The sequence below is a fragment of the Nostoc sp. genome (assembly GCF_041747015.1).
Lineage (GTDB): Bacteria > Cyanobacteriota > Cyanobacteriia > Cyanobacteriales > Nostocaceae > Nostoc.
Window position 1 is genome coordinate 1 of sequence record NZ_JBGTFY010000109.1, and the last position, 16241, is coordinate 16241.

Consider the following 16241-nt stretch of genomic DNA (forward strand, 5'->3'; position numbering starts at 1 on the left):
CATTTAGAAGAGTACTATTCAGCACTGATTGCAGCACTTTATTACAAATCAACCCGCAGCACAGCAATGTTAGCCTTAATGCGACTCGAAAATGACGCTATAGAAATGCTGTTGCAGTTGGCTACTAATATTTATAAACCAGAAGTAGTGCGGATGTACGCTTGGCGTACTATTGCTCAAATTGGTACTCAGGAAGCATTGGAGACTTTATGGGAAAATTTGGAAACATCTTGGGGTACTACTAGAGATCATATTCTTCGCAGCTTACTAAAAATAAATAAACAACCAGGAATTACAGGTTTAGTTGATCGATTTTATGAAAGTCGGGTAGAAAATTTAATTGAGCAGGAATTAAAGTTTCTAGGTGAGATTTACGCCGCATCTATCGACTTCAAAACACTAGATCAAAAAGAAGATCATCAATCCAGTGAGAGGATTGTGATTGTCTCTGAGTTACTGCAACGCGCCCTTTTAGAATTAGAATTAGATGTCAAAGAGCGGCTGCTACTACTACTGAAACTACTTTACTCGCCAGAAAAGATGCAAGCAGCAGCATTCAATCTGCGATCGCTCTCGGTGGTAAACTTAGCACGGGGGTTAGAAATATTAGAGCATACCATAACTTTGTCTTCAAAGTCTTTATTGCTGAATATTTTAGATAATCGACCAGAGCCAGAAAAATTGCAACATCTTGTAGAGGCCAAGATCGTCGAATATGAGAATATGTTAGCTAGCGATCGTCTCCACAGATTGCTGGCATTGGGTAACTTGCTTTCTGACTGGTGTCTAGCTTGCTGTTTTCATTTTGCTCAAGTAACTCGCATCAAGCTCACAAGTTCTGAGATTTTGGTGAGTTTGCGTCATCCAACTGGCTTTGTTAGGGAAGCTGCGATCGCATACTTGCACATGGTGTCACATCGCGTACTCCTCCAAATCCTCCCCCAGTTACAAAACGATCCCCACCCTTTGATAGCTGCTCAAGTTAAAGAGTTGCTCGAAAAATACCAGGTCAAAAATTACAATTGAAAATACAGATAAATTACGTTATTTACAGTCATTTATGAATGAAAAAATAACTTATATTCATTGATTCAGACGACTAAGTTTTACTTGGTAAAACTGGTCACTTGGGGAGTAGTATATTTATAAGTATAAAGTTTTGTTACGAGATTCAACATTCCTAGCATCACGGCACTTGCGAGTTTTGTAATTGATTAAACAGTGCAATTAGTTTTTCAGCGATCAACCTAATGGTAGAAGTAAATTCTATCTTGCAAGAGAGGTGAAACTCTAACAGATAGTTAAAGATGAGATAAGAAGCTTCAAACAAAAAATCTTTAATTGTTAGGTAAAAACAATGTTGACTCCATTATTAACCGCACTAGCTACAGCTTTGAGCCTGTTGATTGTTGATTTAGTTGTTCCAGGCGTTAATATTGCTAATTTTCCCGCAGCTTTGATTGCCGGTTTAGTAATTGGTCTAATTAACGGTTCGTTTAAACCAGTTCTGTCCGCTCTTTCTCTACCACTTAACTTTCTCTCATTTGGAGCATTTTCGCTCATCGTCAACGGTTTTTGTTTCTGGTTAGCATCAGTGCTAGTTCCAGGCTTCGCAGTTAGCGGAATTATCGGTTTTCTTCTTGGGCCAGTAATTCTATCTTTTGCTAACACCTTCATTAACAACTACTTTGTTGAGAAGAACCTTTTGGCCAGCAGTGGTGATATCCGAACCCAAGATAAATTACCTTCCTGATTAACTATCAGCAGGAGTAGAAACGCTATTTGGATTATGTCTCTACTCCCCATAATAAAATATCCGAATTAAGATAATTCATTAGGTGGATTTTCTAATTCGGGATCTTCCAGATAATGTAATTAAACAAAATCACAAAGTCATAACATCATGAAATTAGTTCGTTTTCTTCTAGGTTTGTTAGTGCCTCCTTTAGGCGTTTTCTTGACAGTTGGAGTTGGCCCAACTTTGTTTATTAACATTTTGCTTACAGTTCTAGGTTGGATACCCGGTAGTATTCATGCAGTTTGGGTGATTGCCAAGCATGAAGAACAACTTAATGAACAGGGACGTATTTACTAATACGCAAGATTAATTTTAGAGGTTTTCAATTAAGTAGGGTGCGTTAGGTGTTCCATCTAACGCACCACTTTTTATGTATTGTATAGAATCTGCCGTTGTATTAAGCATATATTTAGATATGATTTGTAAAGAAAAATATTTCTGGAAAGCACTTAATGCACTGCTCTACAAAACAATTGCGTTACAACTATAAAGCCGTAACGCAATGGCATGATCAGCGGAGGAAACCTGCTCCCCATACTTAAAGATTAACTAAGCTTTAGACTTTCCGCGTCGTAAAAAGGAATTGCAAATCAATTCTAAGCAGTCTATTTATGAATAGTATCCCGCTCCTTATTAGCAGGTTCCTTATCTTTAAACAAGTCAGCCGCCGTTAAGAGTAACTGTCTCAACGTTTGTTTGATTTGGCGCTCTCTCCTCGCTAAAGATGTACCGGCTTCACCTAGTTGATCTTCTAGTTGCGATCGCTTTTCTCCTACTTGTGCAGCCAGAGATTCTGCTTGAGGACGAGCTTTGTCATACCAGTGTTTAGCCTCATCTAGATAATCTTGAACCTCCATAGAACGTCCGCCATAGCGTGCAGCTATATTAGCTCGGACAATGGCTAGCTGCGCTTGTAGTTGCGCGTAACGTTTCTTTAACAATGTCGCTTCTTCGCTATCTTTAAGGGTATTGACAGCATAATCAATAGCAGTTTTGGTAGTAGCAGTTTTTTCCTTACCTGTCTCTTCAATCTCTGCCAAAATTACATCAACCTCTTGTTGGAGTTGTTCTTCTTCACCATCGAGTTGAGCCTGTAGTCGCTTGATATCTGTCTGAGTTTTAGCAATGGCTTCGTGTCTTTGACTATTAATTCCTTCTAATGCTCCTTCAATAGAAGCTGCCACTTCATCTTTGAGTTCGCCACCTTTTTCTTGGAAGTTTTCAATTACAGCAGAAACTGCATCTCTAACAAGGCTACGAAGTTCAGTAGAACCTTGTTTAAACTCAGAAGCAACTTGAGAAACTGCGGATTTGACAATTTCTCGAATCCGATCAGTTCTTAATTGTCCTGTTTCTTTAGCTTGTTGCAAGTCGGCTTGAATTTGTTGTTTGATATTGTTAGGCATTTTCAACTCTGGAGATTTAACTAATTTGGATAAAATTTTCTAGACGTATTCCTACACTCATATTATGGCGTAGTCGGATTGGGCTAGGCACTTCCTTTAGATAGAAAATTACAGCACCAAGGAGGTGATGTGTCAATACGGTTCGGTTAAGGTGCACAATCCTTAAAGATCCCCCTTAGTCCACGCCACTTGCTCTATTTGGGGAGACACTATCGCCCTTGGCATCTCCCCTTAAAAAGGGGGAAATAGAGTTATTCTTAGCCCCCCCCTTTTTAAGGGGGGTTGGGGGGATCAAGTCTTATCCGAACCGTATTGGGTGATGTGTAATATGTTGCCCATTTATGAGATAATGAATATTTGTTGGTAGTAATTGAGAGTAAAATATGTGGCAATTAAATATTACTTGTTCGGGTGATGCTTGGAAGCAGTATGGTACTGAATTTAAAGCGATCGCAGATAAGTATCAAGGTGAATTAATTGGTTCTAAAAAATTACCAGATGGTACGCGCATCATGTCATATAAAATTGAGGATGTTAGCGATGCCGAAGCTTTTCAAGAAGATTGTGCAAATTTTACTGGATTTACAACTGACTTTGAATCCTTGTAGTATTGCTCTAGTATTTATTTCTGATAATCAAGTCTGTCCAAATCAGGAGAAGGTGATTGAAAAAAATATTAACGATGATATTAGTAACGTTTTTGTTATTGATAAGTACTTTTACACTGCCTGCTAGTGCAGTAGAAACAGTTAATGGTGAACAAATATTTAGCGTTCATTGTGCTGGTTGTCATATCAACGGCGGTAATATAGTCAGACGAGGTAAAAATCTCAAAAAGCAAGCGCTCAAGAAATATGGTATGGATTCCATAGAAGCAGTTACATCCATAGTTACCAATGGTAAAAACAATATGTCAGCCTACAAAGACCGCCTCACTGAACAGCAAATTCAAGATGTTTCTGCTTATGTTCTCGAACAAGCTGAAAAAGGCTGGCGTTAACAAGTTAGGAGTTAAGAGTTAAGACTTTAGTAGTTATTAACTCTAACTGTCCTAAATCATTCATAATAAAATTAAGAAGGCTGTAAAAACCTGCTTGTCAACTCACTAATTATTAACTTTTCTCACTGCTAACAGATGCGATTAATCGCGTCTCTACTTCCAAATTCTCACTCCTAAAGTTGAAAATGAACTTACCCGCAGCTAGCCGTCTCCAATTCACCCCTGATTTAAATATTTGCCGCGTGTTAAATGGGATGTGGCAAGTGTCTGGTGGACACGGACACATCAACCACCAATCTGCCATTGAGACTATGTTCAAATATGTGGATGCAGGCTTTACGACTTGGGATTTAGCAGACCACTATGGTCCAGCAGAAGACTTTATTGGTGAGTTTCGTTGTCAACTAATTGATACTCGTGGAAAAGCCGCTTTATCTCAGATACAAGCCTTTACAAAATGGGTGCCTCGTCCTGGCAAAATGACGAAAAAACTAGTTGAAGAAAATATTGAGATTTCCCTGAGAAGGATGAATGTAGAATCGCTAGATTTAATGCAATTCCACTGGTGGGAATATCAGGATAAAAATTACTTAGATGCCCTGAAATATATGGCAGAACTTCAGACTGAGGGTAAAATTAAGCATCTAGGTTTAACTAATTTTGATACAGAAAACTTGAAGTTGATTATCGAAGCAGGTATCAAAATCGTTTCTAATCAAGTGCAATTTTCACTGGTCGATCGCCGTCCCGAAGTTAATATGGTGGAGTTTTGTCAACAGCATGATATAAAACTTTTTACTTACGGTACAGTTTGCGGCGGTTTGTTATCAGAAAACTATTTGGGGAAACCGGAACCACAAAGATTTGATCTGTCTACTGCTAGTTTGAAAAAATATAAAAATATGATTGATGCTTGGGGTAGTTGGCAATTATTTCAAGAGTTGCTGGCTATTCTAAAGGAAATTGCTAATAAGCATGGCGTAAGCATTTCTAACGTGGCAGTGCGTTACATTTTAGATCAGCCAACTGTGGGAGGTGTGATAGTTGGTGCGAGACTTGGGGTATCTGAACATATAGAAGATAACGCCAAAGTATTTAGTTTTAGTTTAGATGCAGACGATCGCGATCGCATCAATGCAGTATCTCGCCAATCACGCGATTTGTACCAACTCATCGGCGATTGTGGCGACGAATATCGGCGATAACTTCAGGAATTGGGTGATAATACGGTGAAGGTTACTGTGCAAACTACTGCTGTCAGCCATGCCCCTAAACTTCACCTTCGCCCTCAGTCAACAGCAAACTTTTGAACTGCGCTGTGATTATGGCTCACGACGCCTGGATAAAACGGAGTTAGCAGCACTGATTGATTATGACGGCAGAGGCTTATGAAATTTTAGGGGCGATTTGTGCGGCATTGGAGGAGAACGTGCAAGCAGCCGAGGTACTTGTACAGACTGGCAGCTATGAGAGTTTGGTTAATGTTTTAGGTAATTTAGGATTAAAGGCAGAAAGTAAGTGTTCGGTTTACTTCGCTCAAGCAATCTGGCTTTCTCTGAAAATTAAAGCGCCTGTAGCAAATACTATTAACCTCATCAGCCATTTTTATGGAGCTTTGCCTACAGGCGACAAACTACAACCTTTGTTACTAGCAACTGCCATATTTTTGTATAATAGCCTAGAACCAAATCATCCTCATTTAGATCAGCTTGATAAACTAATTAACTGGATGATACAAGGAATAAAGACACGGAAAGCTAAGGCAATCTGGTTTGTCAAACAAAGGCTCAATGATCCAGATTATTTCCTCCCTCGACTCAATCAACGCCTAGAGGAGATTGTCGGCGATGGGTGGTTGTTTGACCGCAGTCAAGTTTCAATGGGTGGATAAGGAGAAATGCGATCAGCTTAATCTTAATGATTTTTGTTGGCTTGCCCAGAGAGCAGATGCAATGAAGAGAAGGGAGATGCGATCGCGTTAATCTTAAATTAATCGCTCACAATGTAACCAGCTTATGCAGTCCTTCAATATTACTCTGCCAGATGCGATCGCTAATGCTCTCAATGCTTATATCAAAGATCAGAAAGTTTCCATACCCGCAAATGTCGTTGCAGAAACTGCCCTAGAAGATTTTCTCAGCCAACGTGGCTATTTACCTCCACGAAAGCAAAGTCTATCCCTTACTCCTGCACCAAAGGGAAGTGGATTTAAAGATACATCGGTAAATCACGATAAAATTCTAGCGGAACAAGCATTTTCACAGTCATTACCACCAAACACACCTTGAGAGCCGTATTTGCTGACACTGGGCCTTTGTATGCTGCCGTAGACGTTGACGACCAATATCATGAGCGATGTCTACGACGAGCTTCGCTTACGCAAGCTGAACTACAACGGATCAATACAGAAAATTTAATAATCCTAGTTCCCTTTCCTGTTTACCTGGAAACATATAATCTTTTGCTATATCGTCTCGGAACTAAACAAGCGATTAGCTTTGCTAGACAGTGTAGAGAAGCAGTTCATTTCGTTAATCCCTCAGAGGAGCAATATACAGCAGCAGTAGAAAAAGCTGCAAATTTTCCAGATCAACGGATTACCCTCTGCGATGCTGTCACCGCCATTTTGTCACAAGAAATGAAGCTACCCGTGTGGACGTATGACTATCATTTCGATTTGATGCTGATTCAGGTATGGCGATAAACAACTATTGCCCAGAGAAAAGATGTGATCGCGTTAATCTTAAATTAATCGCTCACAATGTAACCAGCTTATGCAGTCCTTCAATATTACTCTGCCAGATGCGATCGCTTAGGCAACTATGATTATTGTTGGATTGCTGAGTGGAGAAATGCGATCGCGTTAATCTTAATTAATTAGTCACAATGTCACAAGTATCTGCAATGAGTCCCCAAGGTTCATCAACGAAGCTCAGAGGTTCGTTTGCCTAACGCATCCTCCGAAAGTCGCTCAGTTGAAAGTTAATAGTGTCTTACCTTAGCTCATACATCTGCTTATGCTTGGCTAAAAGCTCTTGATATTTCTCATTTGTCTTTGCTTGTACCCACTTGGCTTTAAATATTGCTGCTGATTCCGCTTTAACTGGGTCTACTTCATAAGGAAGAATCTCTTTTTTAGAGCTTGAAGCTTCCGAATTTTGTTTATATTTCCTGCCGCTTTTATGATTAGCATAACGGCGAGAGCGAGTATAACCCATTTGGATAAACTTCCGTGCCATATCTGCACCGACAAAATCATCTTGTTCTAGGTATGCAAGAAAAAGCTCGTAAATTTTCTCGCTCGACTCTCTAGCAATATCAGGAGTTTTAAACCGCCAATAAGGAAGAATTTCTGATTTGTATGGTTCTACTAAAAGTACACCCTGCTCACCCTTGCCAACACGATAGAGTTCAGGATGTTGGCGAAAATCGATATTTTTAAAGTCTAAAGAATAATCAAAAGCCATGATAGATTTTATTAATAATAGTAAACTTTAAGAAAAAAGCTCAACTTCTATCTTAGTAAAGAGATTTTGTTCACTATGCTATCTAACACCCAATCCGTGAACAATGTCCTTGCGCCAGGGAATCTGCGTAAAGTGCATCACATTGCCCTCAACGTCCAGGATATGCAAGCTTCCCGCTACTTTTATGGCATCATCCTGGGTTTGCATGAACTCACAGGCGACGAAGTACCTGCAACTCTGATTGAACTTGTCGCATCTGGGAAAGTAGCCAACTTCATTACCCCAGATGGGACAATTTTGGATTTATTCGGTGAACCCGATTTAACACCACCAAATCCAGACCCAGAGAAGACTTTCACCAGAGCCTACCATCTCGCCTTTGACATAGATCCGCAGTTATTTGAGCAAGCGGTGACAGTGATCAGAGAAAATAAAATAGCGATCGCACATGGCCCAGTCACTCGTCCTACAGGTAGAGGTGTATATTTTTACGATCCAGATGGCTTTATGATTGAAATTCGTTGCGATCCAGAAGCTAGTTAATCTACTATGAGCGGTAAAGTCATGCAAATATTTAAAGTAATCGAAGATGCGATCGCAAAACCGCCAATTCCCCACGAACCATACAAGCAATCATTGAAAGCTTGGGCGATGTATTGCTTACGAGAGAAAGGTTTTAAAGTCGTTTATGCCCAAAATGCCGACTTTGCCATTGAAACTAAAGGCGCAGAAAAGCTATATTTTAAAGTTTCAAATAGCGCCGATGATTTAGATAATTCTCTTAGCTGGATAGTTTGGGATAGTGCAACCAAAAGCGCCAGTCTCATTGCCCAAAAATAGACTGATGCCAAAATATTCATCAAATGTTTTCCTGATTCTTTAACTATTCTGACTCCTGTTAGCGGATAGCTAAGGTTTAGCCCATTCTGACTCCTGAATTCTGAATAGATAACTTCTGCACAAATATTTGATGTTCTAACGAATCTAATCCCAACTGCAACACAGCCAATACTTGCTGCATATTGCCAGCGACTAAATCTGACATTGACAACCATAAACCAGGAAATACTTGACTTTTGATAACTCCATCCGCGTCAACTTCTAAAGACACATATTCCCCTTGTTGGAGGCTAAACCAATTTAATTTATTTTCAAATATTTGCCAAACAATATATTCTTTTACCCCATTACGACCATAGATTTTTTTCTTGTCATGTAAATCGATCGCAACACTGCTAGCTGCTATCTCTATTACGAGTTCTGGCGCACCTTCGATGTAATCATCATCGCTCAAACGAGATTGTCCTTGAGATGCTGGCGTTATTAATAGCACTCCATCTGGTTGCGGTTCATTGTCTCGATCTAAGCGGACTGTTGGCTCAATTCCCAATCTCACGCCAGGAGTGGCAATTTGGTAAGTCCACAACCAACCCATGAGATAACCATGTGGTTCAGCGTGACTTTTAAAGCGTAATGGGGATGCCAAATATACAACTCCTTCAATTAATTCTGCCTTTTGATCACGGGGCATTGCTTGATAGCGTCGCTCAAATTCGTAGCGAGTGAGGCGATCGCCATTTTCTAAAGGAGGAATTTGCTGCTTGAGTGCTAAGTCTACCATGATTTTCTGCTCTGGCAAGGAATTTTATTTTATCGAATAATCGCTAGAATCAGGATTCTCAAACACCATTAAATGCTGTTGAGGTAACGAGTTTTTGGTTTCATGCCAAACTAAACCAACAGCTTGCATTTCTTTGCGAACTTGCTTTTGAGTCATCTTGTGCAGACGTTTAATCATAATAAAGGGATTTTCACCCCGGTACTCAACCAAAACTACTCGACCACCTGGTTTCAGCGCTTTCACAATTCCTTGCATCACTTCTTGGGGATACTCAAGTTCATGATAAGCATCTACCATCAACGCTAAATCGATACTTTCAGATGGTAAGTTGGGGTTGCTAAGGGTTGCCAAAACAGACTCAACATTGGTAATATGCTTCTCTTTTTTGAACAACTCAATGATTTCTAACATTTCTGGCTGAACATCTACAGCCAACACCTTACCATCTATTAATAACGGCGCAATGCGAAAGCTCAAGTAACCTGTACCAGCGCCAATATCCGCCACTACATCGTTGGGTTTCAGGTTAAGAAGGCTGACTATTTTACTTGGCTGTTCTTCCACCTCTCGGTTTGGTCGTTCTAGCCAGCCAGCGCCGGGGTATCCCATAACTTTGGCGATTTCGCGCCCCATGTAATATTTGCCGATACCATCTGGACTGTGGATTATCTGTTGTTTGTAAACAGTGGTGGATGGGGAATCTGCTTTTGCTGTGCTAATTGGGTTAAGCAGCATTATTAGAAGAATTAGTATAAAAGCTAAAAAACTAGATTTGCGACTATGACTCATATTATTAAGTGCAGTTAATTACTTCTAGGACTTACGCATAAGAGATCCCCCAACCCCCTTTTTAAGGGGGCTTTTAAGATTCCCCCTTTTTTAAGGGGGGTTAGGGGGGATCGAAGTTTCAGGTTTTGAGTGCGTAAGTCCTGACTTTGTTGATAGTTTGCCAATTACTTATTACCAAATTTCCACATATAACGAATTACCTCAGTCTTACCTATCGTCAAAATTTGGCGATGTCTCACACGTCCGGGGCTTTTGGTGATGTGGCTAGCCATAATCTAGCGATCGCACATGATAATCTTGCCGTTAATAATCACAATCACAGTTTAACCTCCTAGACTGATGTGGAAGTAAGCATTTTCAGGATTTACTTGAACAGCCCTTGAAAAATTTGTCATCCCATCTTTGACGCTTATATGCAAAGCCTGTCCCTAATGTTAATACCTGTACTCGCTGCACAGAAAGTAGTAGGTGACGGTTTAATTAAACCTCTCGGTCATCATGAGCTACTGTTGGTGCTAGTTCAACTGCCACTATTGCTTCTCGTAGCGCGGGGATTAGGTGAGTTGATGCGCCGGATTAACCTACCACCTGTGGTTGGGGAATTATTAGCAGGTGTGCTGCTAGGCCCTTCTCTATTTGGTTTGCTGCTTCCAGACTTACAGGCGTGGATCTTTCCCCAAAGTCAAGAACAATCTAATTTACTTTCGGTGATTTCTTGGTTAGGCGTGTTATTTTTACTGATTGTAACTGGGTTAGAGACGGATCTCAAGCTGATTCTGCGTAAGGGTAAAACGGCTCTGCTCATTTCACTAGGCGGAATTATTATCCCGTTTATCACCGGATTTGGACTGGGCTGGCTATTGCCAGATAACTTTTTAGCCGACCCAGATAAGCGACTGGTATTCAGTCTGTTCATCGCCACAGCAATGAGTATTTCGGCAGTACCAGTGATTGCTAAGGTGCTGATGGACTTAAACCTGATTCGCCGTGACATTGGTCAAGTTACCTTAGCTGCTGGCATGACTGACGACACCATCGGCTGGATTTTACTTTCGGTGGTTTCAGGTCTAGCTAGTAGCGGTAAGTTTGACTTTGGCACAATTTTCCACTCTGTAAGTGCGGCGGTGTTGTTTTTAGCGATCGCTTTCACAATTGGACGTACAATTGTAGACCAGATTTTACGCTGGGTTGATGATTACGTTGGCGGAGTCTCCGCGAGTATATCAGTTGTGCTGATTCTTTCGCTCTCGGCAGCAGCACTTACCCACGGATTAGGTTTAGAAGCAGCATTGGGTGCTTTTGTGCTAGGGATTCTGGCAGGTCAATCCCGCCGTTTTAGCAATGAAGCTGGACATATGCTAGAAGTCTTCACAGCAGCCTTTCTCGCGCCAATTTTCTTTGCTTCAGCGGGGTTGAAAGTTAATTTGCTAGCTCTGTTAGTCCCCCAGACGTTGATATTTGGCTTGATTGTTCTCGCTGTCGCCTGTGTTGGCAAATTTACAGGTGCTTACCTTGGTTCTCGCGTCGGCGGCTTGAGTCATTGGGAAGGTTTGGCGATGGGTTCCGGGATGAATGCTCGCGGGGCGATGGAAATTGTCGTTGCCACCATTGGTTTATCTTTGGGTGTGCTGAATCCCCAGATGTACTCGATTATTGTCATGGTAGCGATTGTCACTTCTCTAATGGCTCCACCCCTTTTGCGCTGGACTTTATCAAAGGTGGTTATGGGTGAAGAAGAAGCTCGACGTTTGGAACAAGAGGAGCAAGATAGCCGTAGCTTTATCAAGCAAATCCATCGTGTTTTAATACCAACTAGCGGTGGCCCCAACATCCAACTCGCAGCGCAGCTAGTTGGTTATATGGCTCACCAAAACTCCATAGAAGTCACATCTTTATATGCCCTAAGTGACAAGCAGCCCCAAAAAAAAGCCCGTCGAACGGCAACCCAAGTAAAAGACACCGCCGCCGAGGAAGCGCTGGCCTCTGTGACTGAGGAAATGCAGCTACCTGCTGATACCACTTTGCAAACAAAAACGGAGTCTGGGCGTAGTAAAGCGGAGGTAATTCTGAATGAAGCGAACAAAAACTATGACTTGATTGTACTGGGAGCTTCTGAAAAGACAAGCCCTCAGAAAGCATTGTTCAATTTGCTTGTAGACCGGGTAGTACAAGAAGCGCCTTGTGCAACGATGGTGGTGAAGTCGCACCTACCACAACCCAAAGGCGAGATTTGCACAATCCCTCAACAACAGCTGAAAAAGATTCTCGTGCCCACAATCGGGACGGAATATAGCAAAAATGCTGTAGAGATGGCAAGTACGATCGCTGCTCAAACAGGAGCATTAGTAATGATTGTTAACGTGATTAATTTACCACAGGTTGAGTATATTCTTTACGAACAGCGATCACTAACTCCAGCCAAGGAAATTGCCCACGATTTGCTCGAACAGCAAGCTGCAATTGGGCGCAATCTCGGTGCTGAGGTCAAAACCTATATTCTTCAAGGAAGCAGCCCAGAAAGGGAAATCCTCAAGTTTGCTCAAACCAATGAAGTAGACCTAATTATTCTCGGAAGTAATATCCGCATGGTTACGGGTCGCGTTTTCTTTGGTCACAGAGTGGATGCAATTCTGAGTAAAGCACATTGCCCAGTGGCAGTTATTACCGCATCATAGTCGTTTTTGGCGATCGTGTGTTTGTTGTTTTTGCAGTTGTGCCGTTATTTAATTTAGCTATCTAAATCACAAATGGTTCAAGTTCACGGTTATACCACTCTTCCCCAATCCGCTCTGCTACCAAAGGTCTGACAATAAACTTGGGCGGAGAACCATCTAGAACATCAATCCGCACAGATGAGTAAGGCAGGTGGTTCTGGGATTTGTAGTCATGGCGACCCACAAAAAGTAACGAATCTGCAACTTTCCGAGTGGATTTACCTTTAATTTCCGTAAAAGTCTCCATCAATTCAGTCCCCCCTTGGCGTTGATAGCGGGGACGATGACCACTACCACCAGCAATAATGCAGTTGATGTGAGAATCAGCAAATCCGGTATCAGCTGTGCGGAGATACTCTAAGCAGTGCGCGTGACCATTTAAAATCAAATCGACTATGGGACGCTCTTTAATTAGAGAACCAAGAGTTTGTGCCACTTGTTCAAATACCGAGCGCAAGCGGTGGCGAACCGCTAAGGTTTGCGCCTGATGCCACTTAGTTGCTTCTGTGACGTAGGGTGGATGGTGGAAAAACATTACACGTCCACGCACCTCAGAAGTATTCCAAGACTCGATGAGCCTACTTCGCAACCAGTCGAGTTGTTCAAAATCGATCGCAGGCGTTTTGTGAGATGTGAGTTGTTTCTCTATGTCGATTTTTATCTCATTGATTTGATCTAATTTGGCACTAAGTTCATCGAGTTGTTCGGCTTCAGTGGGATTATCTCGGTTGAGATAATCCCACATTTTCAAAATCTGCAATTCTTGTCGTTCTATTTCCTGACGACGATGCAGCAATTGACGGCGGTAAATTTCCCCTTCTTGAGTTGTAGGTAAAGGGGACGGCGCATTAAAGGTATTGGAATCTAAAGCAAAAAAGTCAATGCCGCCGTAACGAAAAGTGTAATAGCGATTGGGTAAGCGGGTAAACTGTCCAGGTTCGTAACGCAAACAGCGTCCTGTGTTGGTTTTAGCAGTATAATGCTGATCTAAATGACGTTCTAACTCTTGGGGAGAAGCGATCGCCTGGGTATAATCCATAAATGCTCGCGCATAGGCATTACCTTGATACGATCCATGCCAGCCAATCTCCATATCTTTGTGACCCAACAGGCGACGCAATGACGATGTTGCTCCAGTAAATAAACGGTACATTAACGGCACGTCATAGTAATCGTGATTACCAAGTACTGGTAAAAACGGCAGATTAAACACCATGCGGTCATAGGAAATACCTTTGGGGTTGTCGCCACCAACAAGAAATTCGCGGTAAGGCTGAATAAAGTTTGTTGAGTAATACTCTTGGGAACCCACCGAATAAATGACATCGCCTGTGTGCAACACAAAACTGCAATCGTTGCGGTGAGTCAGCATCATCTCGGCAACTTTGCGTTGGGGATGGTGTGGAGAATGAGCTTCGGTGCCGGAATCACCGATAACCATAAATGAAAATTCTGGACTATCTTCTCTGTGATCGTCTAAAACTATGCTGGTTTGGTCAATTCCCCGTTGCCTAAAACTCGGATGCATCCATCGCACACGTTCCTTCATCTTTTGAATTTTCACAGGAATCGGTGGATCAGAAATCAAATTCATGGCTGATAACTCTTGAATGCCTAACGCATAGGCTAATTGTAACGAAGTAATAAGGGTTTTATTTTAAATCTCGTCTCAAGTCACTGATAGACACAAAGTTTCTTTTAGTTCCTTTGCACCTTACCACTGTTAAAACAGCTAAAAATTAATATCTGTTAGATATTACGGATTGAAAAGATTTAGATGGGATTCAAAGACTTTAATGCCAGAGTTAAGCCATCGGCGATCGCTACTAAACTCAGAGTAACTCGCCCGTCTTGATGTAGCTTTTGATTAAAGGCACGAATTCTTTTAGTTCGATTATCCTGCACTTGGGGGTCAGCAACTTTACCTGACCAGAGGACGTTATCGATGGCAATCAGTCCTCCCGGACGCACTAGTTGCAGCGATCGCTCATAATAGCCATCATAGTTGCTCTTATCTGCATCGATGAAGGCAAAATCAAAAGTTTCCGCTTCTCCTGTTGCTAGTAACCGATCTAGAGTCTCCAAGGCTGGGGCAATGTGCAGTTGAATTTTATCCGCCACTCCTGCTTGCTGCCAATAACGCCGAGCGATCGTGGTAAACTCTTCACTAATATCACAGGCTACTACCTTCCCATCACTAGGTAACGCCAATGCCACCACCAGGGAACTATAACCTGTAAATACTCCAACTTCTAAAGTTTTCTTAGCTCCTAGCAACTGTACCAGTAACGCTAGAAACTGCCCCTGTTCGGGAGCAATCTGCATTCTTCCTATTGGATACTGGGCTGTTTCCTGTCTCAGTTGGGTTAAAATTTCCGCTTCCCGTAGAGAGATTGACAGTAAATAGTCATAGAGGTTTTGTTCGAGTCCTAGTGTTTGAGTTGTCATGAGTTTGGGACTGGGAATTATGCAATGAACCTTTGATGTTTGTCGATAAACCTTTGATGCTTGTCGATGAACCTTTGATGCTTGTCGATGCACCTTTGATGCTTGTCGATGCACCTTTTATGCTCGTCGATGAACCTTTGATGCTTGTCGATGCACCTTTGATGCTCGTCGATGAACCTTTGATGCTCGTCGATGAACCTTTGATGCTTGCTAAGGATTTTTTAGCATGTCAAAATTATTTTTAAATGCAACTCAATATGATCAGGATTTACGCAAACAATAGTTGAAACCATAAATTTTAGGTAGGGGCAATTCATGAATTACCCTTACAGCGTCTAGTTTTGCGTAAGTCTTAATGATAAACAAAGCGATCGCTCAGGATATTTAAATCATGCCAAACCTTAAACAAGATGATAACGCCTTGTGTCAGGTGTTGACCCAAGCCAAAGTTATCGCTGTTGTGGGTCACTCTGATAAACACCAACGCACCAGCTATCAAATCGCCCAATTCTTGCGGCAAGTCGGCTACACAGTTTATGCAGTTAATCCCCTAGTTAAAGAAATTGACGGTCAACCTAGCTATGCTGCACTCCAAGAATTACCAGAACCCGTGGATGTGGTTAACATATTCCGCCGTTGTGAGTACTTACCAGAGATTGTAGATGAAGCAATTTTGATCAACGCCAAAACTGTATGGGCGCAATTGGGCATTTGGCATCAACCATCAGCACAAAAAGCAATAGAAGCAGGACTGAATGTGGTGATGGATGCCTGTATCAAAATTGAGTATCTGCGGCTGAGGGTGGATTAGACAGAGCATATCTAAATTTTGCATCCAGATGACTTTATAAAGTGATGTGGATTGTAATTATTGTGCAACAAGCGATTGCCCAAACATTTTATGTGTAGAGATATTGCATACCAAGGCTTTGCTTGAATTACTTGCCTAAACCCTTCTAAAATTAAAACTATTGTAGGGAAATTTTATTACTAAACTT

The 16241-nt window shown here is 41.6% G+C and carries 21 protein-coding genes; 15 read left to right on the forward strand and 6 right to left on the reverse strand.

Translation table 11 applies throughout. The features are described from left to right. From ACEW80_RS08300 to ACEW80_RS08310, 3 genes are all read left to right on the forward strand, one after another. On the forward strand, positions 1-1026 hold a 1026-nt coding region (locus tag ACEW80_RS08300; protein ID WP_373526134.1), incomplete at its 5' end, for a HEAT repeat domain-containing protein. Between the two features lie 331 nt (positions 1027-1357). After that, positions 1358-1753 (forward strand): phage holin family protein, encoded by a 396-nt coding sequence (locus tag ACEW80_RS08305; protein ID WP_373526135.1) that lies wholly within the window; start codon positions 1358-1360, stop codon positions 1751-1753. Between the two features lie 150 nt (positions 1754-1903). After that, complete coding sequence (locus tag ACEW80_RS08310; protein ID WP_373526136.1) at positions 1904-2095, forward strand: YqaE/Pmp3 family membrane protein; 192 nt, start codon at positions 1904-1906, stop codon at positions 2093-2095. Between the two features lie 308 nt (positions 2096-2403). Here ACEW80_RS08310 and ACEW80_RS08315 read toward each other — a convergent pair whose 3' ends face one another. Continuing rightward, positions 2404-3204: a histidine kinase gene (locus tag ACEW80_RS08315; protein WP_373526137.1), complete on the reverse strand. Its 801-nt coding sequence runs from the start codon at positions 3202-3204 to the stop codon at positions 2404-2406. Between the two features lie 383 nt (positions 3205-3587). Between ACEW80_RS08315 and ACEW80_RS08320 the strand changes: the two genes are divergently transcribed. From ACEW80_RS08320 to ACEW80_RS08350, 7 genes are all read left to right on the forward strand, one after another. After that, positions 3588-3812, forward strand: coding sequence for a hypothetical protein (locus ACEW80_RS08320; protein ID WP_373526138.1), 225 nt, complete (start codon positions 3588-3590; stop codon positions 3810-3812). Between the two features lie 74 nt (positions 3813-3886). Continuing rightward, on the forward strand, positions 3887-4204 hold the full coding sequence (gene petJ, locus ACEW80_RS08325; protein ID WP_373526198.1) for a cytochrome c6 PetJ: 318 nt from the start codon (positions 3887-3889) through the stop codon (positions 4202-4204). 185 nt (positions 4205-4389) lie between these two features. After that, entirely contained in the window at positions 4390-5409 is a 1020-nt protein-coding gene (locus ACEW80_RS08330; RefSeq protein WP_373526139.1) for an aldo/keto reductase, read from the forward strand. A 58-nt stretch (positions 5410-5467) separates the two neighbouring features. Further along, positions 5468-5596: a hypothetical protein gene (locus tag ACEW80_RS08335; RefSeq protein WP_373526140.1), complete on the forward strand. Its 129-nt coding sequence runs from the start codon at positions 5468-5470 to the stop codon at positions 5594-5596. Beyond that, positions 5577-6095: a hypothetical protein gene (locus ACEW80_RS08340; protein ID WP_373526141.1), complete on the forward strand. Its 519-nt coding sequence runs from the start codon at positions 5577-5579 to the stop codon at positions 6093-6095. The genes ACEW80_RS08335 and ACEW80_RS08340 overlap by 20 nt, the downstream gene beginning before the upstream one ends. Positions 6096-6219: 124 nt before the next feature. Further along, positions 6220-6492, forward strand: a complete 273-nt coding sequence (locus ACEW80_RS08345; protein ID WP_373526142.1) for a hypothetical protein — start codon at positions 6220-6222, stop codon at positions 6490-6492. Then, on the forward strand, positions 6489-6908 hold the full coding sequence (locus ACEW80_RS08350) for a type II toxin-antitoxin system VapC family toxin (protein ID WP_373526143.1): 420 nt from the start codon (positions 6489-6491) through the stop codon (positions 6906-6908). The genes ACEW80_RS08345 and ACEW80_RS08350 overlap by 4 nt, the downstream gene beginning before the upstream one ends. Positions 6909-7197: 289 nt before the next feature. Here the strand turns inward: ACEW80_RS08350 and ACEW80_RS08355 are convergent, their stop codons facing one another. After that, positions 7198-7671, reverse strand: coding sequence for a DUF4385 domain-containing protein (locus ACEW80_RS08355; protein WP_373526144.1), 474 nt, complete (start codon positions 7669-7671; stop codon positions 7198-7200). Between the two features lie 75 nt (positions 7672-7746). Between ACEW80_RS08355 and ACEW80_RS08360 the strand changes: the two genes are divergently transcribed. Both ACEW80_RS08360 and ACEW80_RS08365 read left to right on the forward strand, forming a co-directional pair. After that, on the forward strand, positions 7747-8214 hold the full coding sequence (locus ACEW80_RS08360; RefSeq protein ID WP_373526145.1) for a VOC family protein: 468 nt from the start codon (positions 7747-7749) through the stop codon (positions 8212-8214). Positions 8215-8235: 21 nt separating this feature from the next. Then, the gene (locus ACEW80_RS08365) at positions 8236-8511 is read left to right on the forward strand and encodes a hypothetical protein (RefSeq protein WP_373526146.1); all 276 of its coding nucleotides are present in this window, start codon (positions 8236-8238) and stop codon (positions 8509-8511) included. A 76-nt stretch (positions 8512-8587) separates the two neighbouring features. On the opposite strand, the gene ACEW80_RS08370 is transcribed toward ACEW80_RS08365, so the two are convergent. Next, on the reverse strand, positions 8588-9292 hold the full coding sequence (locus tag ACEW80_RS08370; protein ID WP_373526147.1) for a Uma2 family endonuclease: 705 nt from the start codon (positions 9290-9292) through the stop codon (positions 8588-8590). A 24-nt stretch (positions 9293-9316) separates the two neighbouring features. Continuing rightward, a complete protein-coding gene (locus ACEW80_RS08375) occupies positions 9317-10081 on the reverse strand; it encodes a class I SAM-dependent methyltransferase (RefSeq protein WP_373526148.1) in 765 nt (254 codons plus the stop codon). A gap of 431 nt (positions 10082-10512) precedes the next feature. Between ACEW80_RS08375 and ACEW80_RS08380 the strand changes: the two genes are divergently transcribed. Continuing rightward, positions 10513-12756, forward strand: a complete 2244-nt coding sequence (locus tag ACEW80_RS08380) for a cation:proton antiporter (protein WP_373526149.1) — start codon at positions 10513-10515, stop codon at positions 12754-12756. A 61-nt stretch (positions 12757-12817) separates the two neighbouring features. Here ACEW80_RS08380 and ACEW80_RS08385 read toward each other — a convergent pair whose 3' ends face one another. Next, the gene (locus ACEW80_RS08385) at positions 12818-14389 is read right to left on the reverse strand and encodes a metallophosphoesterase (RefSeq protein WP_373526150.1); all 1572 of its coding nucleotides are present in this window, start codon (positions 14387-14389) and stop codon (positions 12818-12820) included. 179 nt (positions 14390-14568) lie between these two features. Further along, positions 14569-15243 carry a class I SAM-dependent methyltransferase gene (locus ACEW80_RS08390; protein WP_373526151.1) on the reverse strand — a complete coding sequence of 225 codons (675 nt, stop codon included), beginning with the start codon at positions 15241-15243 and terminating at the stop codon, positions 14569-14571. Between the two features lie 35 nt (positions 15244-15278). Here ACEW80_RS08390 and ACEW80_RS08395 point away from each other — a divergent pair, with 35 nt between their 5' ends. Further along, positions 15279-15488, forward strand: coding sequence for a hypothetical protein (locus ACEW80_RS08395; RefSeq protein ID WP_373526152.1), 210 nt, complete (start codon positions 15279-15281; stop codon positions 15486-15488). Between the two features lie 146 nt (positions 15489-15634). Continuing rightward, positions 15635-16054 carry a CoA-binding protein gene (locus ACEW80_RS08400; RefSeq protein WP_373526153.1) on the forward strand — a complete coding sequence of 140 codons (420 nt, stop codon included), beginning with the start codon at positions 15635-15637 and terminating at the stop codon, positions 16052-16054. Positions 16055-16241: the final 187 nt, after the last annotated feature.